General features: G+C 66.0%; 27 protein-coding genes and 3 pseudogenes. 16 read left to right on the forward strand and 14 right to left on the reverse strand.

Features of this window, described 5'->3' with window-relative positions:
- A pseudogene (locus tag GJ631_RS07015) lies at window positions 1–773 on the reverse strand (hypothetical protein); the annotation flags it as partial.
- 97 nt (window positions 774–870) lie between these two features.
- Between GJ631_RS07015 and hisC the strand changes: the two are divergent.
- Genes hisC through GJ631_RS07035 form a run of 4 tightly spaced genes read left to right on the forward strand, consistent with a single transcriptional unit; the run spans window position 871 to window position 3,672 of the window.
- Entirely contained in the window at window positions 871–1,938 is a 1,068-nt protein-coding gene (gene hisC, locus GJ631_RS07020; protein ID WP_156708475.1) for a histidinol-phosphate transaminase, read from the forward strand.
- Window positions 1,935–2,441, forward strand: coding sequence for an adenylate kinase family protein (locus GJ631_RS07025; protein WP_156708476.1), 507 nt, complete (start codon window positions 1,935–1,937; stop codon window positions 2,439–2,441). The genes hisC and GJ631_RS07025 overlap by 4 nt, the downstream gene beginning before the upstream one ends.
- Entirely contained in the window at window positions 2,438–3,067 is a 630-nt protein-coding gene (locus GJ631_RS07030; protein ID WP_156708477.1) for a CDP-alcohol phosphatidyltransferase family protein, read from the forward strand. Before GJ631_RS07025 ends, GJ631_RS07030 begins: the two co-directional genes overlap by 4 nt.
- Window positions 3,068–3,105: 38 nt before the next feature.
- A complete protein-coding gene (locus tag GJ631_RS07035) occupies window positions 3,106–3,672 on the forward strand; it encodes a multiprotein bridging factor aMBF1 (protein WP_156708478.1) in 567 nt (188 codons plus the stop codon).
- Here GJ631_RS07035 and GJ631_RS07040 read toward each other — a convergent pair.
- Both GJ631_RS07040 and GJ631_RS07045 read right to left on the reverse strand, forming a co-directional pair.
- Complete coding sequence (locus tag GJ631_RS07040; protein ID WP_156708479.1) at window positions 3,656–4,462, reverse strand: alpha/beta fold hydrolase; 807 nt, start codon at window positions 4,460–4,462, stop codon at window positions 3,656–3,658. The two genes, GJ631_RS07035 and GJ631_RS07040, sit on opposite strands and share 17 nt — an antisense overlap.
- Entirely contained in the window at window positions 4,462–4,650 is a 189-nt protein-coding gene (locus tag GJ631_RS07045) for a hypothetical protein (RefSeq protein ID WP_156708480.1), read from the reverse strand. Before GJ631_RS07045 ends, GJ631_RS07040 begins: the two co-directional genes overlap by 1 nt.
- A gap of 171 nt (window positions 4,651–4,821) precedes the next feature.
- Here GJ631_RS07045 and GJ631_RS07050 point away from each other — a divergent pair, with 171 nt between their 5' ends.
- The 6 genes from GJ631_RS07050 to tpiA all read left to right on the forward strand — a co-directional run bounded on the left by GJ631_RS07050 (window position 4,822) and on the right by tpiA (window position 8,884).
- Window positions 4,822–5,637 (forward strand): spondin domain-containing protein, encoded by an 816-nt coding sequence (locus GJ631_RS07050; protein WP_156708481.1) that lies wholly within the window; start codon window positions 4,822–4,824, stop codon window positions 5,635–5,637.
- A 24-nt stretch (window positions 5,638–5,661) separates the two neighbouring features.
- Window positions 5,662–7,164 (forward strand): molybdopterin-dependent oxidoreductase, encoded by a 1,503-nt coding sequence (locus GJ631_RS07055; RefSeq protein WP_156708482.1) that lies wholly within the window; start codon window positions 5,662–5,664, stop codon window positions 7,162–7,164.
- A gap of 46 nt (window positions 7,165–7,210) precedes the next feature.
- The gene (locus GJ631_RS07060; RefSeq protein ID WP_156708483.1) at window positions 7,211–7,489 is read left to right on the forward strand and encodes a winged helix-turn-helix domain-containing protein; all 279 of its coding nucleotides are present in this window, start codon (window positions 7,211–7,213) and stop codon (window positions 7,487–7,489) included.
- Between the two features lie 2 nt (window positions 7,490–7,491).
- A complete protein-coding gene (locus tag GJ631_RS07065; protein WP_156708484.1) occupies window positions 7,492–7,788 on the forward strand; it encodes a hypothetical protein in 297 nt (98 codons plus the stop codon).
- A 205-nt stretch (window positions 7,789–7,993) separates the two neighbouring features.
- Window positions 7,994–8,191 carry a hypothetical protein gene (locus GJ631_RS07070; RefSeq protein ID WP_231753915.1) on the forward strand — a complete coding sequence of 66 codons (198 nt, stop codon included), beginning with the start codon at window positions 7,994–7,996 and terminating at the stop codon, window positions 8,189–8,191.
- A gap of 48 nt (window positions 8,192–8,239) precedes the next feature.
- Window positions 8,240–8,884 (forward strand): triose-phosphate isomerase, encoded by a 645-nt coding sequence (tpiA, locus tag GJ631_RS07075; RefSeq protein ID WP_156708486.1) that lies wholly within the window; start codon window positions 8,240–8,242, stop codon window positions 8,882–8,884.
- A 6-nt stretch (window positions 8,885–8,890) separates the two neighbouring features.
- Here the strand turns inward: tpiA and GJ631_RS07080 are convergent, their stop codons facing one another.
- The 7 genes from GJ631_RS07080 to GJ631_RS07110 all read right to left on the reverse strand — a co-directional run bounded on the left by GJ631_RS07080 (window position 8,891) and on the right by GJ631_RS07110 (window position 15,348).
- The gene (locus GJ631_RS07080) at window positions 8,891–9,367 is read right to left on the reverse strand and encodes an HTH domain-containing protein (protein WP_156708487.1); all 477 of its coding nucleotides are present in this window, start codon (window positions 9,365–9,367) and stop codon (window positions 8,891–8,893) included.
- Window positions 9,368–9,510: 143 nt separating this feature from the next.
- Complete coding sequence (locus tag GJ631_RS07085; RefSeq protein WP_156708488.1) at window positions 9,511–10,125, reverse strand: HTH domain-containing protein; 615 nt, start codon at window positions 10,123–10,125, stop codon at window positions 9,511–9,513.
- Between the two features lie 103 nt (window positions 10,126–10,228).
- Window positions 10,229–12,130 (reverse strand): helicase HerA domain-containing protein, encoded by a 1,902-nt coding sequence (locus GJ631_RS07090; protein ID WP_156708489.1) that lies wholly within the window; start codon window positions 12,128–12,130, stop codon window positions 10,229–10,231.
- A gap of 65 nt (window positions 12,131–12,195) precedes the next feature.
- Window positions 12,196–12,630 (reverse strand): DapH/DapD/GlmU-related protein, encoded by a 435-nt coding sequence (locus GJ631_RS07095; protein ID WP_156708490.1) that lies wholly within the window; start codon window positions 12,628–12,630, stop codon window positions 12,196–12,198.
- A gap of 39 nt (window positions 12,631–12,669) precedes the next feature.
- The gene (locus GJ631_RS07100; RefSeq protein WP_156708491.1) at window positions 12,670–12,945 is read right to left on the reverse strand and encodes a hypothetical protein; all 276 of its coding nucleotides are present in this window, start codon (window positions 12,943–12,945) and stop codon (window positions 12,670–12,672) included.
- A 39-nt stretch (window positions 12,946–12,984) separates the two neighbouring features.
- Window positions 12,985–14,199 (reverse strand): DNA polymerase IV, encoded by a 1,215-nt coding sequence (gene dinB, locus GJ631_RS07105; RefSeq protein ID WP_156708492.1) that lies wholly within the window; start codon window positions 14,197–14,199, stop codon window positions 12,985–12,987.
- Window positions 14,200–14,262: 63 nt separating this feature from the next.
- Complete coding sequence (locus GJ631_RS07110; RefSeq protein WP_156708493.1) at window positions 14,263–15,348, reverse strand: SMP-30/gluconolactonase/LRE family protein; 1,086 nt, start codon at window positions 15,346–15,348, stop codon at window positions 14,263–14,265.
- A gap of 117 nt (window positions 15,349–15,465) precedes the next feature.
- Here GJ631_RS07110 and GJ631_RS07115 point away from each other — a divergent pair.
- Window positions 15,466–16,327 (forward strand): annotated as a pseudogene (locus GJ631_RS07115) (RimK family alpha-L-glutamate ligase).
- Window positions 16,328–16,368: 41 nt separating this feature from the next.
- Window positions 16,369–16,986 (forward strand): DUF2391 domain-containing protein, encoded by a 618-nt coding sequence (locus GJ631_RS07120; protein ID WP_156708494.1) that lies wholly within the window; start codon window positions 16,369–16,371, stop codon window positions 16,984–16,986.
- Here GJ631_RS07120 and GJ631_RS07125 read toward each other — a convergent pair whose 3' ends face one another.
- Both GJ631_RS07125 and GJ631_RS07130 read right to left on the reverse strand, forming a co-directional pair.
- The gene (locus GJ631_RS07125; protein ID WP_197424888.1) at window positions 16,987–17,259 is read right to left on the reverse strand and encodes a hypothetical protein; all 273 of its coding nucleotides are present in this window, start codon (window positions 17,257–17,259) and stop codon (window positions 16,987–16,989) included.
- Window positions 17,260–17,324: 65 nt separating this feature from the next.
- Complete coding sequence (locus GJ631_RS07130; RefSeq protein WP_156708495.1) at window positions 17,325–18,944, reverse strand: FAD-binding oxidoreductase; 1,620 nt, start codon at window positions 18,942–18,944, stop codon at window positions 17,325–17,327.
- A gap of 94 nt (window positions 18,945–19,038) precedes the next feature.
- Between GJ631_RS07130 and GJ631_RS07135 the strand changes: the two genes are divergently transcribed.
- Together GJ631_RS07135 and GJ631_RS07140 are read left to right on the forward strand one after the other, a co-directional pair.
- A complete protein-coding gene (locus GJ631_RS07135; protein WP_156708496.1) occupies window positions 19,039–19,344 on the forward strand; it encodes a hypothetical protein in 306 nt (101 codons plus the stop codon).
- Complete coding sequence (locus GJ631_RS07140; protein WP_156708497.1) at window positions 19,344–19,529, forward strand: hypothetical protein; 186 nt, start codon at window positions 19,344–19,346, stop codon at window positions 19,527–19,529. The genes GJ631_RS07135 and GJ631_RS07140 overlap by 1 nt, the downstream gene beginning before the upstream one ends.
- A 3-nt stretch (window positions 19,530–19,532) precedes the next feature.
- Here GJ631_RS07140 and GJ631_RS07145 read toward each other — a convergent pair whose 3' ends face one another.
- On the reverse strand, window positions 19,533–20,516 hold the full coding sequence (locus GJ631_RS07145; RefSeq protein WP_156708498.1) for a hypothetical protein: 984 nt from the start codon (window positions 20,514–20,516) through the stop codon (window positions 19,533–19,535).
- A 133-nt stretch (window positions 20,517–20,649) separates the two neighbouring features.
- Between GJ631_RS07145 and GJ631_RS07150 the strand changes: the two genes are divergently transcribed.
- Both GJ631_RS07150 and GJ631_RS07155 read left to right on the forward strand, forming a co-directional pair.
- Entirely contained in the window at window positions 20,650–21,819 is a 1,170-nt protein-coding gene (locus tag GJ631_RS07150; protein WP_156708499.1) for a HAMP domain-containing sensor histidine kinase, read from the forward strand.
- 155 nt (window positions 21,820–21,974) lie between these two features.
- On the forward strand, window positions 21,975–22,319 hold the full coding sequence (locus GJ631_RS07155) for a hypothetical protein (protein ID WP_156708500.1): 345 nt from the start codon (window positions 21,975–21,977) through the stop codon (window positions 22,317–22,319).
- Between the two features lie 325 nt (window positions 22,320–22,644).
- Here the strand turns inward: GJ631_RS07155 and GJ631_RS07160 are convergent.
- A pseudogene (locus tag GJ631_RS07160) lies at window positions 22,645–23,070 on the reverse strand (DUF5796 family protein); the annotation flags it as partial.
- Window positions 23,071–23,152 lie beyond the last annotated feature (82 nt).

A 23,152-nucleotide genomic window follows, 5' to 3' on the forward strand; every position in this document is an offset into this window, starting at 1 on the left:
CAGTCGCTCCAGCGCCATCGTCGGTTCGCCGAGTCGGAAGTCGTCTTCAGCGGCGACGACGTGCCACTCGCCGGCGGCTTCGAGTCGCTCGACGGACGAGGGGGGTCGTCGGGCGCCAACACGACCACGTCCTCGGCGCCGAGGACCGCGCTGGCCGCGCTGGCGGCGTCGTGCAGTCGTCCGGCAGCGGACGCACACAGCAGTCTGTCCGCGCCGGCTTCGGGGTCGGCATCGGCGGCGTTGACGACGAGAACTGGGCTGCCGTCGCCGTCGCGTATCTCCGCCCACGATTCGGTCAGAGGTTCGTCTGTGGCCGCGTCGGCACGACCGCGTCCTCGCAGACCAATGCGCGCGACCGTCTCGAAGGCGCCCTCGGGGTCGGCACGGATTTCGGGGGCGACCGTGTCGAGAACCGTCGTGGGGGCGTGCCAGCCACAGCCACCGAGAACGCGACGCGTGCCGACCGACAGCGGGCCCTCGGTTGGCTGCGGTTGGCCGTCGCCGTCGGCGACGGCCTCGGCCTCGGCTGTCGGGAGTCGTCCTTCTTCGCAGGCATCGAGGAGTCGCTGGACCGTCGAGGCGGTGACGGCGGCGTACAGCGCCGTTCGGTCGTCGACTGTCAGATAGGCGTACGGGCCGTTCGGGCCGCCGGTGGGTCCAGTTTCGACTACGCGCGTCTGCTCGGCACGGTCGCGGGCGGCATCGAGACACGCTCGGTCGGCCGCCCCGGCGACGGTCAGGCGGAGCGTCGGGCCATCGGCTGAATCCGTCATCTCGTGGAGGGTGGGCCGATGTCGTGAAAAGCGTTGTCGCACCTCCTCGCAGACCGGATGGACGCCTACTTATGGCCCGCCGCATACAACGTCGGATATGGAACCACGGGACCTGTCGGCGCACGTTGCCTACGAGGCCGGCCGGGGCGTCGAGGAAGTCGCCCGCGACCTCGGTCTCGACCCCGAGTCCCTCGTGAAACTCTCCTCGAACGAGAACGCCTACGGCCCCGCGCCGAAGGCGGCCGAAGCGATTCGGGAGTACGCTCCGAACGTCCACACCTATCCGAAGTCCTCGGCGGCGGACCTCCGGGAGGCGCTCGCCGAGCAGTGGGCCGTCACACCCTCGCAGGTGTGGCTCGCAAACGGCGGCGACGGCGCGCTGGACTACCTCGCCCGCGCCATGCTCGACCCCGGCGACGGCGTCCTCGTCTCCAAGCCCGGCTTCGCCTACTACGCGATGAGCGCCCGGTACCACCACGGTACCGTCTCGGAGTATCCGATTCGGAAAGCCGAGGACTTCGAGCAGACCGCCGAGGCGGTCCTGCAACACTACGACGGCGAGCGCATCGTCTACGTCACCAGTCCGCACAACCCCTCCGGGAGCGAGATGTCGCTGTCGGAAGTCGAGAAACTCGCCGAGAGGACCGACGAGGAGACGCTCGTCGTCGTCGACGAGGCGTACGGCGAGTTCTCCGACTCCCCGTCGGCGGTCGCACTCGTCGAGGAACGCGACGACGTGGCCGTCCTCCGGACGTTCTCGAAGGCGTACGGACTGGCTGGGGTCCGACTCGGCTACGCCGTCGTCCCCGGCGAGTGGGCCGATGCCTACGCCCGTGTGAACACGCCGTTTGCGGCGTCGGAAATCGCCTGCCGGGCCGGCCTCGCCGCACTGGACGACCCGGACCACGTCGAGAAGACCGTCGAGGGGGCCCGCTGGGCGCGACAGTACATGTACGATGAACTCGACTGTCACACCTGGGAAAGTTCGGGTAACTTCGTGCTGTGTGAGGTCGGCGACGGGTCGGCCGTCGCCGAGGCGGCCCAACGCGAGGGCGTCATCGTCCGCGACACCACCTCCTTCGGTCTGCCGGAGTGTATCCGCGTCACCTGCGGCACGCGCGAGGAGACGGAACGAGCGGTGGAGGTGTTGAACGAACTGGTATGAGGGTCGCTATCACCGGCACCCCGGGAACGGGTAAGACGACGGCGACCGACCGCCTCGACACCGACCTCGATGTTGTCCACCTCAACGCCCTGATTCGGGAAGAGGGACTCGCCACCGGTGAGGACCCCGACCGCGGCAGTCTCGTCGCCGACATCGACGCGCTTCGCGAGCGACTGGCCGACCGCGAGGACGCGATAATCGAATCCCACCTCGCACACCACCTCGAGGCCGACCGAGTTGTCGTGTTGCGCTGTCATCCCGAAACGCTGCGGGAGCGACTGCTGGACCGCGGCGAGGACGAATCGAAGGCCGAGGAAAACGCCGAGGCGGAGGCACTGGACGTAATCCTCTCTGAGGCGGTCGACGCCCACGGCCTCGATTCGGTGTACGAAATCGACACGACCGACCGAACACCCGACGAAGTCGCCGCCGACATCGAAGCCGTCATCGCCGGCGAGCGGGCGCCCTCGGCAGGGGAGGTGGAGTTCCTCGATTACCTATGACACTCGATAAGTTCCGGCCGCTGGCCGACCGCATGCTCGACCCATTCGTGACCGCCGCCGACCGCGTCGGCCTGTCGCCGGACGGCGTCAGCGTCATCGCCTTCGGCTTCGCCGTCTTCGCGGGTACCGCCTACGCACTAGCGGGGGCGGCGGCGGGCATCTGGCGTCCCGACCCGCTTCTGTACCTCCTCGGTGCGGCCTTCGTGTTGGTCAACGGCTGGCTGGACCTCTTGGATGGAGCGTTGGCTCGTCGGCAGGGCACCGATTCGAAAGCCGGCGACCTCTTGGACCACGTGCTGGACCGCTACGCCGATATCGTCATCATCGCCGGACTGGCCGCCGGCACCGAGGAGTACTTGCTGGGCTTCCTCGCAGTTACCGGCGTGTTGATGACCTCCTATCTCGGGACGCAGGCACAGGCCGTCGGCCTTGACCGGGTGTACGGCGGCCTCGTCGGTCGCGCGGACCGGTTGGCCATCATCGGCGTCGTCACTGCCGCCGCCGCCTTCTACACCGCCGAACCGTACGGGTTGACGCTGGTCGGGTGGCTTTTGGTCTTCTTCGCCGTCGTCGGCCACGTCACCGCACTCCAGCGGTTCTACTACTCGATGGTCGCCCTGGAGTAGGCGGAAAACCCTTTTGCGCCCCGACGGTAAGGGCGAGTATGGTACAATGTGAGATGTGCGGCGCCGAGACGGCGTCGCCGAAGACCGTCAAGGTCGAGGGGGCCGAACTCGACGTGTGCGACGACTGCGCGGACTTCGGCACGGAGGTCCAGACGCAGGACACGTCCTCGTCGTCGACGAAGTACTCCACGTCGTCCTCGTCGTCGTCCTCGTCGTCCAGTTCCACGTCGTCTTCGTCGTCGTCCTCGTCGTCCAGTTCCACGTCGTCTTCGTCCTCGTCGGGTGGCGGCGGTGGCGGCCGCCGTCGCGACATGTTCGACGAGATGGACGAGGTCGTCACCGATTACGACGACCGCATCCGTACCGCCCGGGAGTCCGAAGGGCTCACCCAAGAGGAGTTGGCGAACCAACTCAACGAGAAGGCCAGCCTCATCCGGAAACTGGAGCGGGGTGACGTACTGCCGAGCGACAAAGTCCAGCGCAAACTCGAGAAGGCCCTCGACATCACGCTGTCCGAAGGCGGGTCGACCGACGACAGCGAGTGGTCCGGTGGGTCCTCGACGGGCGGGACGACCCTCGGCGACGTCGTCAAGCGGAAGGACTGACGAACGAGACGCAGTCGTCTCGCGCTTCGCACAGCGTTTCGAGGTGGTCCGTCGATAACGCGACGGTTTCTGCGCCAGTTTCGTCGGCGACAGCCTTCGCGACAGACGGCGGGACGTTCTCGTCATCCTCGCCGTACCAGACGGTTACGGCGACCTCCGGGTTCGGAATCGACCACGATTCACTGAGCAGTGCTAACTCCCGTGCGAGCCACTTGCCGCCCTGCTCGGTTGCGGTCAGGGCGTCCTCGGCGAACACTTCGACCGGGTCGACGCCGTCGGGAATCGATAACTCGGAGGGGTCAGCATCGGTGTACAGCGATAGTGCGGCATCGGGGTTCCGGCGAACGATTGGGCGCTGGACCGCAAAGAGCCCACGGAGCAGTATCGGCGCGTACCGACCGGCCACTGTGAGCGGGTCGGTTGGGCTCACTTCGGGGGGACCGCTGGGGGCGAGGAGTCCCACTGCCGTCGCGCCTGGTGCGTCTCCAGCGGCGAGTGCGAAGGGGCCACCACCGGAGAAGCCGACGACGCCGAACTCATCGATTCCGAGTTCGTCGGTCAGGGCGACCACGTCCTCGCGCCAGGAGTCGAAGTCCCGTCCGGGGTCGGGGTCTGACCCACCGATTCCGGGGCGGTCGGGAGCGATGACGCGAACCGAACAGTCGTCGAAGACGGCCGCAGAGCGCCGCGACCCGGGCGTGCCGTGACAGAAGACGACCGGCGGCGCGTCGGCGTCGCCGTACTCGTCGTAAGCGAGGCTGCGGCCGTCGGGGAGGGCAATCGAATTCATCAGGCGTCGCTGTCGAACAGTACGTCGTCTATCTGTGGGTTTACGACCACTTCGTCGGTGTCGCCGACCGGGTCGTCCAACTCGACGGCCAGAAGCGGTGCCCCCGTCTTCGGGGCGTACGAGTACCTGACCACCGTCCCGAGTCGCGGTTCGCCGTCGACCGACACCCACGTGCGGCGTCCGTTCATGTGTTGGCGTAGCGACTCCGGCACCGTGTATCCGTCGCTCTCGATATCGGTACGTCGATGCCGGATAACGATTTGAGACGAATTCTAGAGGGAGTTCCAACGGACTCACCTCGAACCTGCGACGGACCTTGAAAAATCTCCTTTATCCACTACCCTCTCCGCCCGAGTGTGATGACGGACGACACGACTCGACGGAAACTACTGCTCGCAGCGGGAACGACCGGTACCGTCCTCGCCGCCGGCTGTGCCGGCGCTGGCGGGATGGACGACGGCAACGACGGCGGGATGAACAACGAGAGCATGGACGACGGCGGGTCGACTGACGACGGGATGGACGGCGACGCGACGACCACCTTCACCGTCCGAATCGAGAACGTATCGACCGGCCAGACGCTCGAAACCTCCGAGGGGACGGTTGCCGTCCCGCTGTCACCGACGGCCTACGCGGTTCACGAGTCCGAGGGCGCACTCTTCGAGTCGGGTGGGTCCGCGAGTGCCGGTCTAGAGCGACTCGCGGAGGACGGTTCTCCCGCGGAGTTGGTGAACGAACTGGAGATGAGCGAGGCGACGGTCGGCGCCGCGACGACGCCCGTCGATGGCGAGGGCCCCGCGCCTATCGGTCCCGGTGAGGCCTACGAGTTCACCGTCGAGGCGACCGACGGGCAACGCCTCTCGCTGGCAACGATGTTCGTCCAGTCAAACGATCTGTTCTATGCGCCCGAACCGACCGGCATGCCGTTGTACGAGATGGGGGAACCAATCGAAGGCGACGTGACAGACCGCCTGCTGTTGTGGGATGCCGGTACCGAGGAAAACGAGGACCCCGGCGTCGGCGGAAATCAGGCACCGAGACAGATGGAAGCGGGTGCCGGTCCCGAAGAGAACGCGACTGTCCGTCGTATCAGTGAGGTCGACGACGGCTACGACTACCCCGACACGGCAGACGTCGTCCGCGTGACGGTGAGTACCGGTAGCATGGAGAACTAAACCCTTGGCGCACCTACAGGAACCATGAACGCCGGTTCGCTCCGAACGGTCCGGCGACTGCTCCCTGACGCCGGGAGAGCTTTCGTCTCGCTACTCGCCGGTGTCGCGGGCGTCGCCGGCTCCTACGCCGTCGCCGGGTTCACGCCCTCCTTCGTCGTCGGCCCTATCGCCGGGACGATGGCACGACAACTCCCGAGCGAAATCATCACGTTCGGCATCGTCCAGTTCGGTGAAATCGGCAGCCAACTCAACGTCGTGGCGGCCATCGGCATCGCCGTCGGCGTGTTCGCCCTCGTTGCGCTGGGCTGTTCTGCCCTCGGCCGGCGTCTCGATGCACCGCCGGTCGGCGTCCTTCTCTCGATAGCCTTCGGCGTCGGCATCGCGTTCGGCCTCACGGCCGCGCCGCTGCCGTCGATAGCGGCCGGCGTGTCGGTGGGGGTCGTCCTCGCCACCAGCGACCTGTTTATCGGGGTCGATTCGGATGTCTCGCCGGCCCGTCGGCGCGTCCTCGGCGGTGTCGCCAGCGCGCTGGCGCTGTCGGTCGGCGGCTTCGTTTTCGGTCGGGGAGGGGGACTTCGGGGGACGGAGGAAACGTCCGAACTCGATGTCTCCCAATCGATTACGGCCGAAATCGACTCCCTGCTCGATGACGCCGAGGGGAACTCGCTCGCGGTATCTGGGCTGGAACCGCTCGTGAGCGAGGAGTTCTACGAGGTCGACATCAATGCGACGGACCCCACAATCGATGCCGAGGAGTGGTCGGTTTCGGTCACCGGCGCTGTCGAGGAGGAGGTGTCCTACACCTACGACGAGATACGAGCGATGGGTGCGGAGAACCGCTTCGTCTCGCTTCGCTGCGTCGGAGAGAGCCTGAACGGGAAGAAACTCGACAACGCGCTGTGGACCGGCATCCCAATCATGGACCTCGTCGACCCCGCGGTTCCCGCCGAGGAGTGTTGCGTGATGCTGCGGGCGGCCGACGGGTTCTACGAGGAGTTCCCACTGTCGGCGCTGTCGGACGGCTTCCTCGCCTACGGGATGAACGGCGACGTCCTGCCGCGCGGCCATGGCTACCCGGCACGGGCGCTCATCCCCGGCCACTGGGGCGAAATCAACGTCAAGTGGCTCACCGAAATCGAGGTGCTGGAGCAAGAACAGGACGGCTACTGGGAAGAGCGTGGCTGGCACGGTACCGGCCCGGTCAACACCGTCGCGAAACTGCACGTCGTCAACGTCGGCGAAGACAGGATCGAGGTCGCGGGCCACGCCTACGCTGGCACGCGGGGTATCGAGCGCGTCGAGGTGTCGACCGACGGCGGCGGTTCGTGGTCGGAGGCGACCCTCTCGGAGCCGCTCCCCGGCGATGACGTGTGGCGACAGTGGACGTACAGCTACGACGCACCCGAAAGCGAACACGAGGTTGTCGTCCGGGCGACCGACGGCGAAGGCACTCTCCAACCCAAAGAGGAGTCCGAGGCCTTCCCGAGCGGCCCCTCTGGGTGGGTCTCACGGACAGTACGCCCGTGACCGCCACAGATATACGACTGTTCGATGAACCCGTAGGCGAGTTCGGATGGAGAAGGCTCTCTGGTATCTGTTCGTCGGCACGCGGGGCGGGAAGAACCGCGCCCGCCTCGTCGACGCACTCTCCGAGCGCCCGCGGAACGCGAACCAACTCAGCGAGGCGCTGGACCTCGAGTACAACACCATCCGGTATCACCTCGAAAAACTCGTCGACCACGACATCGTCGAAACCGGCGGCGACGACTACGGTGAACTGTACTTCCTCACGGACCGCTTCGAGCGCCACCGCGAGGAGTTCGACCGAATCACGGACCGAATAGAGGACTGACGATGGCAATGAACACGACCCTAACGATTGCGAGTGCGTTGTCCGGTGTGAGCATCCTGCTTCTGCTAGGCCTCGTCGGCGTGTGGCTACGCAACTACCGGACGTTCAAGTCGTCGCTGACGCTGGGACTGCTGGCGTTCGGCCTCGTGCTGTTGGTCGAGAACGTCCTCGCGCTGTACTTCTTTTTCAGCACGAACATGCTGTACGCCGGCGACCCCTTGGCACAGCGAGCATTGTTGACCCTCCGCGGACTGCAACTCTGTGCCGTCGCGTTCCTCACCTACGTCACGATGAAGTAACCGGTGGACGGTCCCGATTTGGGGTGCGGAATAGTGGCCTCTACCATCGACGGCGTCGTCAACGCCATCGAGACGGCCGCGGACCGCCTCGACGTGATGCGTGCGACGCGGCTCTGATGGGTCCGGAACGCTCAATAGTTCTGTAGAGGACAATTAGCAGCCGTTTTGCTCCGGTAGACCAGCCTCCGAGATGTCGATGACGACTATGGGCGAGAGACTCGACGGGACGGACCGGACACGAAACCACCAGCGGCCGGTTACGCTCGCCGCGACCCTCGTCCGGTACGACGGTCGGCCCGACCGGCGGACGGTGTACCCGCCGGGACTCTCCAGCGTCGCCCGGATGTCGACGTGGCTGACCGCCGATGCCGACGCGTTCGTCGACCTCGACAGCGCCCGCTGACGCGGCCGGCATGGACAACTATTTTTGGCCGGCAACCGCCCTCCCGCTATGTTCGTCCTCGTCAACCTGAAGGCGTACCCCTGTGACCCCGTCGAAGTCGCGGAGGCGGCAGCCGAAGTCGCCGACGACACGAGCGTCCGAATCGCCGTCGCACCGCAGGCCGCACACCTCGACCGCGTCGCCGAAACGGGTGTCGAAACGTGGGCACAACACGTCTCGCCAGTCGAGTACGGCTCTCACACGGGGTCGACGCTCGCGGAGGCCGCCGCCGACGCTGGCGCCGTCGGCACGTTGTTGAACCACTCGGAGAACCGCCTGAAGCTGGCCGACATCGATGCCTCGCTCCGGGCCGCCGAGCGCGCCGACCTCGAAACCGTTGTCTGTGCGAACAACCCCCGACAGATAGCGGCCGCCGCCGCCTTGGACCCTGACGCCGTCGCCGTCGAACCGCCGGAACTCATCGGCACCGGAACACCGGTGTCGAAAGCCGATCCCGACATCGTCACCGACTCGGTCGATGCTGCCGCCTCGGTCTCTGACGTGCCCGTCCTCTGTGGGGCCGGTATCTCTACGGGCGAGGACCTCGATGCCGCCGCTGGCCTCGGTGCCGAGGGCGTCCTTCTCGCCTCGGGCGTCGCGAAAGCCGACGACCCGAAGACGGCACTCGAATCCCTCGTCGACCCCGTGGCCTAATCACCGTTACTTCGGCGCCAATCGGTCCGGTCGTCGTCCCGGCTGCCAGGGTGTCGGGAGTTCCCCCGAGAGAAGCGTCTCGATGGCCGCTCTGACCGTGTAGGTCTCCCCGTCGACGGAATGCGGAAAGACCGCCGACAACTCTTGGTTTCGGTAGATGGCGAGACACAGCAACGGCGTCACGAGAACGCTGTGTTCGTCGTCGGCGATGGAACACCGGGTCCGTCTCTCGAAGGCCGGCTGGAGGCTGACCCCGTGGCGGTCCCCCCACGCCTCGAACGCCTCGAACTGGCCGACGACCTCGCGAGTAGGGCTTTCCTCACCATCCAACCGGACGCTCCCTGGCCATCCACGGAGAACGACCCGGTCGACGAGTTGTCCTCCCTCACAGCGCTCCAGTAGCTCGAGGTTCGATTCGACTGATTCCGAGACGATCGGCTCCCGTGCATAACAGAGTACCGTGATTTTCGTGTCCTGGGACATGTCTCTCCCCACGCAGTTCATCCGGCACTGCTGCCGGCATCGATAGAGGCTACTCCAGTGTTGGGAATAAGAGTAGTTACGAGGTAGTTGTAGTTCGCTTGGCACCGGCGAGGGCGTTCGGTCCCGTTCGATGGGTTATCGCGTCAGTCCGAAGGCGCCTCGACGGTCCGCGTGCCGGCCGTCGGCAACTCCGCCCACCCGTCGTCGGTCGCCGCGCCCACCCACGCACAGTCCGGGCAGATGAACACGCCCTGTCCGTTGACGAGAGACCCCTCACAATCGGGACAGCGTCGCGGCTCGGCCGCGGGCTTCGGGTCGATAGACCCGAGCGGACGCGGCAGTTCACCGCTCTGAAGGGTTTCGACGGCCTCCTCGACGGTGTAGGTCTCCCCGCCAGCGGAGTGGGGGAAGACGCCGACTAACCGCTCTTCGCGGTAGACGGCGAGACACAGCGTCGGCGTGACCAACACGTCGACACCGTCTTCCTCGACTATCGACGACCGGGTTCGCGTCTCGAACGGCGGCCGGATGGAGACGCCGCGCCGGTCGGCCCACGACCGGAATCGCTCGTATCGGGCGAGCGTCTCGTGGTCACCCTCGTCGTCGAGCCGGACGGTGTCCGGCCAACTCCGAACGACGACGGTGTCGACGAGTGGGCCGTCTTCGAGGGAACGGAGCGTTTCGACGCGCGATTCGATTGGGTCCGCAACCAGCGGTGCCCTGACGTGACAAACGAGCGTGATTTCATCTTCGTGCATGCGGTTTCACCTCCGAACGCTCGTACCGACACACACGTCGCTTCCGACTCGTTGTAACCAACGGCAGAATCGAGATTAAAAATTTCGCCGGCGTGTGACCCGATTACTCTTCCGGCCACGGCGTCACGCCGTCGGTGGGGTCGGCTTCGACCTCGCCGCCGTCGGCAGCGGCGGTTTCGTTGCCCTCCTCGACCGTCTGTGGCTCGATACCCTCCACGAACACCGCCTCGATTTTCCGGACCAACTCGTCGCGCTCGTCGTCGGGCAGTCGCTCGTTCGGCTCGAAGGGGTCGACCGACTCCTCGGCGACCAGCGACGGCAGCGCGTAGTCGTGTTTGCCGCGACCGACGTGGGCGACGAACCCTCGCTGGCGCAGCGCGCGGTTGACGGCGTAGGATTCGGTTCTGTCACCTGACCCGCCCGCGGCGGCGTGGGCCTCCTGTGGCGTCGTCGGACCGTAATCCCGGTAGTGTCGGAGCATCTCGACGGCGATGTCCTCAAGGGAGTAGATTTCGTCCCGCAGTCGGGTGACGAGCGGGTCGCTGGCTGTCTCCGTCGCAGTCGCCGTCGGCGAGCGCTCCTCGCCGCTTGCGACTTCCGAGACGGTCGGTTCGGTGTCCGTTTCGGACGTTTCCTCGGTTTCGACCGAGTCGATTCCGGCGAACGCGTCCCCGAAGTTCGCCGGTCCCTCGGCGTCGTCGACGGGGTCGGCCTCCGGTTCCACCGACTCGGATTCGACGGGTTCGTGGTCCTGCTCGTCTTCGGAATCGGTTCCGGTTGCGTCGCCGGCGCTGTCGGTGCCGTCTCGGTCCCAGTCGTTGCTGGCGTCGGGTACCTGCCCGGATTCGGGTTCTCGTTCACCGCTTCGGACGGCGTCCAGTTCCGCTTCGAGTTCGGGGTCGCGGCGAACCGGCTTCCGGGCGACCTCTTCGAGTTCGCTCTGTCGTCCCGGCGCGGCCGACAGCGGTCGGCCGGTCACCTGCTCCATCATCGCCCGCGAGAAGCGGTCGGCCATCTGTTTGAGGTCTTGGGCCTCCGACAGTTGGCGTTCGAGGTCCTGAATACGTTCGTCCTTCTGCTTCAGTTCCCGCTGCAGTTCCTCGATGCGGTTCTCGCGTTGCTGTTGGGTCTCGGTTATCTCCTGGAGCTCCTCGACGAGGTCGCCGGAGACGCTCTTCAGTTCGGGGCGCTCGAAGTCGTCCAACCCGGGCGTCGCGCCGGCGTCGAAGGTCCGCTTGCGCTCGAACTGGACGACGCGGATGTCCTCCGACCAGTCGGTCATGAGGAAACACTCCCCGTCGTCCATCTCCTCGATGTGGTCGGCGTACTCGCTGCCGAGGATGCGGCCGACGACTTTCGTGTCGTTGTTCCAGGTCAGCCGGTGCCAACAGAGCCAGTCACACTGGGTGATGAAGTCCTTCTTCACGTCGGCGGGCCGCTGGCTGATGCCGACGATGCCGAGGCCGTGTTTGCGGCCGCGTTTGCCCACCTTGATGAGCATCCGGCCGCACTCGTCCATGCCGCCGCCCTCGGGGATGAACTCGTGGACCTCCTCGACGAGCATCATGAACGGCTGTTTCAGTTTCTTCTCCTTGGCGAAGAGGTGTTTCGTCACCTCGGTCAGCAAATCGCGGGCCTCCGACTCGTCCAAGAAACTGGAGATGTCGAGGATTATCGGGACGTTCTGTTCGAGCGCCAACTCGGCGATTTTGCCGGCGTGCTCCTCGTTGACTTGCAGGTCACACTCCTCGTCGCCGCCGACGTGGAGGATTTCGTACTCCTCTTTCAGCCCGTAGTACTCGCCGTCGATGTCGACCGCGAGCAGGCTGTAGCCGCGGTCGAGCAGTTTCTCGGCGACGACGCTCGCGCTGTTGGACTTCCCTGAGCCGGACTTGCCGGTGATGAATCCCCGTCCGGTGAGCAAGTCGACGATTGGCAACTCGACGCCCGTTCCGGCGTCGTCGCCACGACTCACTTCTCCGACGGTAATCGTTTCCTCGCCCATTGGGGAATCGAAGACGCCCACCGCACATAGTTCTCCGTCAGACGGGCGTCGTGCGCGTGATTCCGCTATCGGTCGCTTCGAACGACCGCTCCGGCCGCGACGTCTTCGGTCACCGTCACGCCGGCCCCGAGGACGGCGTTCTCGCCGACGGTCACGCCCGGCAAGACGACGGCCCCGGCACCGACGAAGGCGCCGTCCTCCAGTGCGACCGTCTCGAAGGTGTCCTCGCGGAACGTCATTCCGCTCTCATCGCGGTCGTGGGTGACCCCGACGACGGCGGCGTTGGGACCGACCTGTACCTCCGACCCGATACGGGCGTTCTCGACGTAGGCGTTGGCGTTGATGTCACTCGGGCCGTCGATGTCGGATTTCTTGATGGACGTGCGCTCGTAGATGCGACAGCCGTCGTCGATTTCGGAGTCGTGAATCGTCACGTACTCCCGTATCTCTACGTCGCCGAGCGTCGAGTCTTCGACTCGGGCCGTCTCGTCGACCGTCATACCGGCCCGACTGTCGGCGGAAAAATCAATCCTCCCGTCTCACTCCGCCCGGATGACGAAGTGGTCGTCGCCCTGTTGCTCCAGCGTCGACTCCTCGCGCAGTTTGGCGATGTAGCCGGTCGGCTGATTCAGGAGTTCGTGGTCGGCGTCGACGCGGACGAGGTTACCGATGAGTTGCGCAGACGGGGGCTTCTGGGCGGCCCCGCAGTCGTAGATGGTGATGAACTCGTTGCCGTCGGGCGTCTCGTGGACGATGACGTGGGCGTGTCGGGGCAGGTGCCACGTCTCGTCGCCGGCGACGGCGAGGTGGTTCATACCGACACTTCGCCCCGGACAGCCAAAAGCCTGCTCACCCTACTGGAACTCCGAGAGGTCGGCCTGTCCGCCCGTCGACCGCTCGCGGTGGCGTTTCCGGATGTCGTGGTCCGTCTCGACATCGTCGTCGGAACCCTCCCATGCATCCAGACTCGCCTGTTCGCGGTCGTCGAAGGAGAGATTCGAGACGCGAACGCCGAGTTTCCGCACCCGGTCGTCGTCGAACTCCGAGAGCAAATCGAGGGCGACGGCTTCCACGAGGTCCGGGTCGTCGACCGGCCCCGACAGCGACCGAGCGCGGGTGTTCACGTCGAACGGCGGTTCGACGACCTTGATGCCGATGGTGCGGTACAGTGCGCCCTTCGCGGTCGCGCGGTCAGCGACCTCCTCGGCCAACCCTTTCACTTTCTCGCGTTTCGTCTCCGAGTCGTCGGTCGCCTCGACGAACGCCGATTCGCTGGAGAGGCTCTTCGGTCGGCCCTTCGGTTCGACCGCGCGGTCGTCCTCGCCGCGCGCTTGGGCGTGGAGGTCACGACCCCGTTCGCCGAAGGCGTCGAGTAGCGTCGTCTCCTCGGCGGCGGCGATGTCGCCCGCTGTCTCGAACCCCATCTCGCGTAACTCCCGGGCGGTGACTGGACCGACGCCGTGGAGGTCCTCGACGGCCATCGGCGCGAGGAAGTCCCTGACTTCGTTTGGTTCGACCACGACGTGTCCGTCCGGCTTGTCGGCGTCGGAGGCGAGTTTCGCCGTCGTCATGTTCGGCGCGATACCGACCGAGGCGACGACGCCGGCCTCGTCTTCGATGTCGGCTTTCAACTCGCGACCGAACGCGCGGGCGTCGTCCCACGCGAGGTCGCCCAAATCGAGGTACGCCTCGTCGATGGAGACGTTCCGGACCGTCTCCGCGGCGTCGTCGAGGACTGCCTTCACGTCGGTGCTCACGGACTCGTAGAACGACATGTCGACGGGGCGGTAGACGCCGGTGTCCTCGTCGTCCTCGGCGGTTGCCCGGCGGGGGAGCAATTCCAAGGCCTCCGAGATGGCCATCGCCGACTCCACGCCGTACTCCCGTGCTTCGTAACTGGCGGTGGCGACGGCGCCGTGTTCCTCGCCCGACTCGTAGCCCATCCCGACGACGAGCGGCTCTCCCTCCAGTTCCGGCTCTTTGAGTCGCTCGCAGGCGGCGTAAAAGCAGTCCATGTCGACGTGGCAGACCACCTGGTCGGGCATCGACACGCCCGGAAGCCGAGCCATACCGTCGTTTCCCGCCACGCCGTCTATAACCTTGCGAGAGCGCGGTGAAACTGAATCGGTCGCCTACTCCAGCGGACAGCGCACGACCCGGTAGCCGAACAGCGACCCGAGATACAGCGCGCCGTCGTGTGGGGTCGCGGAGGTGACGCCGAAGACGCCGCCGGTGGGGTCGTGCAGCGATTCGACGATGTCACCCGTCGAGTCCAGCCGCAACACGAGTCCGTAGGCGTCGCCGCTGACCTGCTCTAAGACGGCCTCGGGAAACTTGCCGAGTTGGCGTTTCACCCACGGTACTCGGTGGAGGCCGTCCAGCGTCGAGTCCCGGAGGCTCGGAATCGCCACCCAGTGGTCGCCGTCGCCGGCGACCTCGATGTTGTCCGGGTAGCCGGGGAGGTTCTCGGCGAAGACCTCGGATTCGCCGGCGCGGTCGCCCTCGGTGTAGTATCGCGTGATGCGATATCGGGAGGTCTCCGTTATCAAAAGCGACTCGCTGTCCTCGTGGGGACAGACGCCGTTGGCGAAGCCGAGGTCCGCCAGCTCGACGGTCGTCTCCCCGGAGTCGGGATGGTAGGCCAGCAGCCGACCGGTGTCCTGCAGTTCGAACAGTTCGTCCTGGAACAGTTCGTGGACCGTCGCGTCGGTGAAGTAGACGGTGTCGTCGTCGGCGACGTAGAGGTCGTCGGCGAAGACGATGTCGCGGCCGTCGGCGCTGTCCGACAGGGTCGTCACTTCTCCAGCGGAGTCGATAGACAGCAGGCCCGCACCTTCGGCGGCGACGAGCAAGTTCTCGCCGTCGAACTCCATGCCGAGTGCGCGACCACCCGTGTCGGCGAACGGTTCCAACTCGGCGTTGGTCGTTCCGTCGTCGACCGGTTCCGTCGTCCGGACGACCGCGCCGTCCTCGGTACCGGTGTACAGTCTCCCTTCGTCGTCGAAGGCCACGTCCTCTGGCCCCTCACACTCCACGACGGTCTCCCGACCGGTCAGGCTCCGATTGGAGTTCAGTGGACCGGTCATCGCCGGAGGTTCCGGGGGGTTCCAGCCCGCGGGGTCCAGTCGTGACTCGACGCGCGAACCGGCGATGCCGACAGCACCGACCAGTATGCCTGCCGTCGCGAGCGGATGCCGTCGGACGAATCCGAGTGCCATGGTGTCGTCTGACGCGGCGTCGTGTCAAAAGTTTGGATTCCGACGGACCCGGAGACTTCGTATTGTGGGTTGTTACCAGTACACAACTGGTAAGCGAGAGCCGGCCGTAGTAGCGCCATGCGTCTGGGCTTCGTCTACACGAGAATTCGAGAGGACGAGAAGTTACTGTTGAACGCGCTCCGAGAACGCGGTCACGACGGTAGTGAAAGTCGACGCCTCGCGGATGGGGTTCGGTCTGGAGGGGCCGCATCCGCCCGATACCTTCGACGGGGTCGAGTTGGCGTACAACCGCTGTCTGGAGTCGAGTCGCGTCCGGTACGTCAGCCGGTTTCTCACTCACTACGACGTGCCGGTTGTCAACGGCCCCGAACCGACGTGGGTGTGTGCCGACAAAGTTCGGGGGAGTCTCGCCCTCGATAAGGCCGGCGTGCCGACGCCCCGAACCGAAATCGCGTTCAGCGTCGAGAGCGCCCTCGACACCTGTGACCGCTTTGGCTATCCCTGTGTCCTCAAGCCGGTCACGGGCTCCTGGGGCCGGCTCATCGCCCGCCTCGACACTCGCGCCGCCGCCGAGGCCGTCCTCGAACACAAAGACGTCCTCGGCGGCTACGAGCACAAGGTGTTCTACATCCAGGAGTTCGTCGAGAAACCGGACCGCGACATCCGCGTTCTCGCGGCCGAGGGCGAACCGATTGCGGCGATGACCCGCTCGTCGGGCCACTGGATTACGAACGCGGCCCGTGGCGGCAGCGTCGAGGCCTTCGAGATGACCGGCGAGGTGCGGCATCTCGTCGAGGAAGCCTCGAAAGCCGTCGGTGGCGGCTTGCTTGGCGTCGACCTCATGGAGACCGGGACCGGATACACCGTCCACGAGGTCAACGCGACCTGTGAGTTCAAGGCGCTGAACGCGGCTAACCCCGACGTCGACGTGCCCGAGCGCATCGTCGACTGGCTCGAAGCCCGCGCGGCGACGGCCTGAACCGGCGACAACTCTTTGCCCGCCGTGGGCGAGACCCCCCTATGGCCGACGAGGACCCGACGACCGCCGAGGTACTCGAACGGTTGGAGTCCCTCGAGGAGTCGGTGTCGGCCGGAGAGGAGCGTCGCCGTGCCCGTCGAATCCGCCGCCTCGCCGAGGGACTGCACCGATTCGAGCAGCGGACGCTCGACAATGTCGAGCGGAACATCCAGCGATACACGACCAGAGACGTACTGGAGGCGTTCGTCGGGTCGACCATCTTCTCGCTGCCGCTGGTCGTCGAGGGCGGCGTCCTCGAAATCGGCTCTCACTTCGCCACCTCGCTGGTGTACGGCGTTCCGGTGTACTTCTTGGCCAACGCCGTCTTCGTGGTCACCATCACGGCCGGCCTGCTGTACTACGCGGAGTTTCGGGAAGTCGAGATACAACTCGCCTTCGGATTCGTCCCGAAGCGGCTGGTCGGCGTCCTCGTCATCGCGTTTCTGACCGCCACGGCGACGATGGCGCTGTGGGGACGCCTCGACACCGCAGAGCCGTTTCTCAGCCTGTGTCGAATCAGCGTCGTCTGGACGGCCGGCGCGTTCGGTGCCGGCATCGGGGACATCCTCCCCGGCGAAAACGAGGGCGAAGAAATCGGCGACCTCTTCGGCGGAACGTAGCTACTCGAAGCCGGTCGTCGGGTCGCGGGCGTTGTCCTCTTCGGGTGGCTCGGTCAGGCCACGGAACGGGACACCGCCGAGTAGCGCCGCGACGACCAACAGCGCCGCCGCCAACACGACGAAGTCACCGCTGGGGTCGTAGCCGGCCAGCCCCGCCCCCGTCGAGACGACGAAGACGGTGACGTAGAAGGCGGCGATGGCGAGGATTATCAACACGACGAACGTGACGACGGTCTGGACGAGGCCGCCCAGCACACGGAGCAGTTTGCTCATGGTGTCGGACGTTCGACACGGTGTGGTAAGAAACCGATGGCCCCCGGACGAGACGTCGGTGAGGCCTACAGCAGCACGCCGGGGTTCATGATGCCGTCGGGGTCCAGCGTCCGCTTCATCGACCGCAGGGCGTCGAGGTAGCCGTCCGGCACCTCCTCGTGGTAGTGCTCACGGTGGACCCGGCCGACGGCGTGGTGGTGGGTGATGGTCGCGCCGTACTCCATCAGCGTATCCGATGCGGCCTGCTTGATGACGTTCCACTGCTCTAGCTCTCTGCCCACCTCGGCCGGCGCGAGCAGGGTGTAGTACGGCGCGGGGCCGTCCTCGTAGACGTGCGTGAACCGACACGAGAGAAACCCGGCGCCGCATTCGTCCTCCATCGCGCCGACGACGTTCTCCTGGAGCGCCTCGTGGAGGTCGGGGAACTTCTCCCAGGTCACTGCCGTCTCGAAGGTGTCGACGAGGACGCCCATCGAGACCAGCGAGTTGAACATGTACGGCGCCTCGATGAAGGAATCGCGCCAGGACCCCTCAGAGGAGTCCGAGCGGTCGGTGTCCGATTCGCCGTTATCGGCCGAGCGGTCCTCTATCGTCGGTCCCTCGGGGCAGGTGCCGCCGTGGGCTTCGGCCAACGCCATCGCCCGCTCGAGGTCGTCGTCGACGGGATGGTCCGTCGACTCGAAGCCCAACACGAGCAGGTGGCTGCCGTCGAAGGCGAGTTCGTTCAACATCGCCTCGTTGCTGTCGAGGAGTCGGCAGTTGGCGGGATACAGTCGCGCTTGGACGATGTCCCGTGTCGCCTCGACGGCGTCCCAGTAGTCGTCGAAGTACATCGTCGCCCGGGCCCGATGCGGTGGCCGGGGCTGGACCCGGGTCCACCCCTCCGTGATGACGCCGAAGGCGCCCTCACTACCCAACAAAAATCGGTTCGGGTCTGGCCCGGCGCCGGAGGCGGGCAGTCGGCGCGTCTCCAGGGTTCCGGCGGGGGTCACCGCCCGGACCGATTCGACGAAGTCGTCGATGTGGGTGTATCGCGTCGCGAAGTGGCCGCCGGCGCGGGTGGCGACCCACCCGCCGAACGTCGAGAACTCGTAGGACTGCGGGTAGTGGCGCAACTGTAGGCCGTACTCCCGCAGTTGGTCCTGTATCTCGGGGCCGGTCGCACCAGCCTGAATTTTCGCACTTCGGGAGTGGTCGTCGACTTCCAGTACCGCGTCCATCTCCCGCATGTCGAGCGAACAGACGCCGGCGTAGCCGTCGCCGTCGCACTCGATGCCGGCGACGACGCTCGTGCCGCCGCCGAAGGGGACGACGGCGACGCCGTCGGCCGTCGCCCACTCGATGACCGCCTCGACGTCGCTTTCGTCTCGGGGCATCGCCACGATGTCGGGAGCCTTCGAGAAGTCGCCGTGGAACCCGCGAACGAGGTCCCGATACCCCTTTCCGTAGGTGTGGCTGGCCCGTGCTCGGCGGTCAGTCGTCACGAACTCGGCAAGTTCCTCGGGCACGTCGATGCGTGAGTCGGGGATGTCGATGTCGTCGAGCGTCGGATACTCCATCACCGGCCGCTCCGGGAAGCCGAGCATGCCCTCGATTCGGGCGGCCAACTCCCGGCGCTCGTCGTCGTCCGGGAGTTTGTCCTCGTACCCCCACGCCCAGAAACTCAGTTGTCGGTCGTCCGTCATAGAGGGGTGTGAACGCGAGGCGTGCATAAATCCTGCCGGCACGGGCGAGAGTTCGACCGGAACTGTTGTATCGGACGACTCCGAGGCAACCGGTATGCTTCCGCTTCACTCCGGTCACCCGGCAGGGGAATCGGCGTTCATCATCGTCCTCGCGCTCGTCGTCGTCGCGGCAGCGTTCGCGCTCACCCGCGGCGGGTGGGCGAGGGTCGGCGGGCTTGTCGGCTCGGCACTGCTGGCCGGTTCGACCGTTATCGCGTCCGAAGCGTTCAATATCGCCGTACACGGACCGCTTCACATCCTCGGCCACGGCCTCGAAATCGGCACGCTCGCGCTGCTCGGTCTCGCCGGGTTCTACGCCCTGTTCGACACCGACGTCTCGGTCACGTTCGACGACGGATAATGGAGGTTCCCGGAACCGCACGCGAACAGATAATCGCGCTCCTGTCCGTAGCGTTGGTGCTTCTTTTGGCTCGGTTCGGGGCCGTCCAACTCGGTGCGCCGTCGGTCGTCGCTCGGGGATTGTACACACTCGCTGTCGGCTGTCTCCTCGGTTGTGTAGTCGTTATCGCCCTCGACAACCGCTGACGTTCAGTCGTCCGCCGACGGTTCGTCGGCGTCGTCACGAATCTCGGCGACGAGGTCGTAGGCTGGCGAGACGTCGGCGAGGACGAACAGCGAGTAGTGGCGGAGATACGTCGAGACGGGCGTCTGGACGACGGTGACGCCGACGACGGTGACGGCGATGGCGTAGAGGACGATACCGACGACGGCGAGGAACAAAAAGACCGGGCCGAGACCGACGAAGTACTGGACGACGAGAACGACGCCGGCGAGGATGGCGAAGGGGATGCCGACCAGCACTCCGACGGCGACGAAGCCGATGCCCACGACGACGCCGAACGCGATGCCGAGGCCGATTCGGACGAGTGCGTAGACGCCGTACTCGGCGGCGTTCTCGCGCAGTTCGGGGGCGAACGTCTGCCAGCCTCCGACGACGCCGACGTCGTCGACGAGCATCACCGGAACGACGAAGTCGACGGTGAAGCGGTGGAGGAGATACAGGCCGATTACTCCGACGACGATGACTGGCGACAGCAGCACTGCGATGACGGCGCCGGCGACGCCTAACCCCCAGACGAGCGCGGCGAGAAACAGTACCGTCGCGAGAAGCACTACCCCGACGAGGAGACGAAACAGGAACAGCGAGACGCCGTTCCGGCTGTTCTCGCCGAACGGGCCGCGAATCCGAACGTCTCGCCGCTCGACGATGCGTACGAAGACGAACTCCATGAGTGACCCGACGAGGGTGAAGGCCAGCGCCACGAGCAGGACAACTCCAGCGATGGCGAGTACGGCCGGGAGGCTATCGAAGATGGACGGCCCCGAAACCCCCGGTCCCGGCGGGGCCGGGAGGTTACTGACCGACCCGGTGTTGAGAGTGACCCCACTCAGCCCGGAGACGAAGAAGACGACGACGGCGAGACGGAGCCACCGCCGGAGTTCGAACGGGAGGAGGAGCCCTTTGGTGGCCCGATATGCGTCCTCGATGTCGTCGACCGCGCTGTACGCCATACCGTCCCCAGCGACGGCGACGGACAAAAGCGTTCATGCGAGTTGAGCGGCGACGCCCGTGGCCCACCCGCCGTCCGACGACTTCAGACAATCGGGCGACACGTATACTAATCTGGGGCCTGAAGGAGGGACGATGCTCGGAAGCCCCGGTCGACGGTGGGGGTTCGTGTTCATTTCCCTCGGCGTGACCCTCGCAGCCGCGGGACTGACCTTCTGGTTCGCCTGGGGACTTCCGGGGACCTCGTCGGTCAATCAAGCGGTGCTGGGAATCGTCGTCCACGTCGTCTTCGGGTACATCGTCGTGATGTCGGGGCTGACCATCTACCGGAGCGACCTCGACGCCGCGGAGTGTTTCAGCGCCGCGAAGTGGTGTGCCGGCGGGTTCGGACTCATGGCGCTGTTCGTCCTCTGGGCGTCGGCTCCCGACCTCCTCGCGGGGCAGTTAACCCTCGAACTCCTCAACGAACTCGTCGTCGTCGGGTCGGTCGGCGCCGCCGCGGGCGTCCTCATCGGCCTCAATCGGGGGCAGGCCGTCCAGAATCGACGGCTCGTCGAGGAGAAGGAAGACCAGCGGGACACGCTGTTGTTCCTGCTTCGACTCCTCCGACACGACGTTCGCCACGACCTCGTGACCATCGGCGGTTACGCCGACCTCCTCGGTGACGAGGTCGAGGGCGAGCAGAAACGCGAGTACCTCGAACACATCGAGGGCCGGACCGAGTCGATGCGACAACTGCTCGAAACCGCCGATGCGATTATCGAATCCGAGACCGGGGGCCGCGACCTCGAACCCATCGACCTCGCCCCCGTGCTTCGGGAACAGAGCTCGCTGATACAGTCGAAGGCCCCCGAGGCGAACGTCGTCACCGACATCGACGACGCACTGTACGTCGAGGCAGACGACCTCGTCGTCGAGTTGTTCAAGAACCTCCTCGACAACGCCGTCACACACAATCCGACCGAGAACCTCACCGTCACGGTCGATGGCACAACCGACGGCGATGCCGTCGTCGTGGGCATCGACGACGACGGAGAGGGGATTCCGGGGTCGGTTCGAGACGACCTGTTCGACCCCGAGGTCCGGGGAAAATCGAGCGATGGAGACGGACTGGGACTGTACCTCGTCCGGAAACTCGTCGATTCTTACGACGGCAGCATCGATGTGGTCGACACCGACGACGGTACTCGTTTCACGGTTCGCTTCCCGAGGTCCGAGGCCGGACCCGACGGCTCATCCGGTCCGTTCGAGGACGAAAACGGGGTGGGGAGTGGTGGGGGAGAACGTCACGCACTCGATGCGTGACGGTGGCACCGTCTCGACAGGTACCCAGTGCCGCCGAGCGGTGCACTCGCAGTTCCGCCGCGTGAGGTATGGGCGTACTGCCCAACAAATTAGGTATCGGTCGGTCACAGCGCGAACCGGACCCTCTATTGTCCGTCGGGACGGTGACGCGTTTGATGGGTTCCGAGGAGTCACGACCCGACAGCGAGAGGACGTGTGAGCGCTGCGGTGGGGACGCGGTTCCGAGCGAGACGCCCGGCGTCACGCTGTTGGAGTGTGTCGACTGCGGCAACGTCGTCGGCATCGCGGGAGAGCCGGAGGAAACACCCGATTCGGGGTCGGTCGATACCCAGACGGTCACCGCGACGGACGGCGAACTCGACCAACTCGTGACGCTGTTGCGGTCCCGCGGCGCCGACGGCATCCACGCGGACGAACTCCGAATCGAGGCTGCCGGGGCGACCCTCGCGATTACGGCCGCCGATGGCGAACTGCGGATTCGGGAAGCCGACAGCGAGTGATGGGCGTCGGTTACAGCCGGTCCCGGTGGTCCTCGGTGAGACGTTCGGCTTCTTCGCGGTTCTGGGTCGTCTGCCACCGAACTTCTTCGCCGTCGCCGTAGGCGAGGGCTTCCTTCAGGCTGTCACGGAGCGGTCCGTGGTCGATTGCGAGAACGTTCCCGTTGCCGTCGCCGAGTTCGTACACGCCGTAGCGGTCCGGAGCCTTCCCCACGGTCGCCCGTTCGAGCGGTTCCCACGCTTTCTTCAGTGGCATTACTCGCCCCCGTCGGCGGTGTCCTCGTCCTCGGTGCCGTCTTCGTCGGCACCGCCTTCGCCCCCCGTCGTCGCTCGCCGAGACGATTTCGTAGGAGGCCTCTCCCATCTCGTCTTCGGCGAAGACGAACACCCGTCCACGGGCGGCTTCGGGGTCGGCGGACACTTCGACTCGGTAGCCGTGATTTTCGGCGTCGACGCCGGGGAACAGCGAGGTCTCCTCGCCGCGTTCGATGATGACCCGGCCGACGCCGGTCGATTCGAGGATGTCGTCGTGGGTGTTGCGGTCGTTGACGTACACCATCACGCCCTCCCGTTCGTCGGGGGAGGTGACGAGGACGTGAACGTCCTTGCCGGGGCCACAGACGACCGACTCCTCCCGCTTTGCCGGCACGCCGTGGTAGAACACCGACCGCCCGTCGACGTACTCCACCTCGACGCCCTCCGGTTCCAGCGAGACCGAGAGGGTGTCGGGTGCGATGTCGCTTCGCTGGCTCATTGACGGTGGTTCGGCCGGCGACGGCAAAAGCGGGGCGGTTGGGCGACGAGGGGGACCGGCCGCTCGTCGCTGGGATGCCCGC

Source organism: Natronomonas sp. CBA1123, assembly GCF_009741925.1.
Classification (GTDB): domain Archaea; phylum Halobacteriota; class Halobacteria; order Halobacteriales; family Haloarculaceae; genus Natronomonas.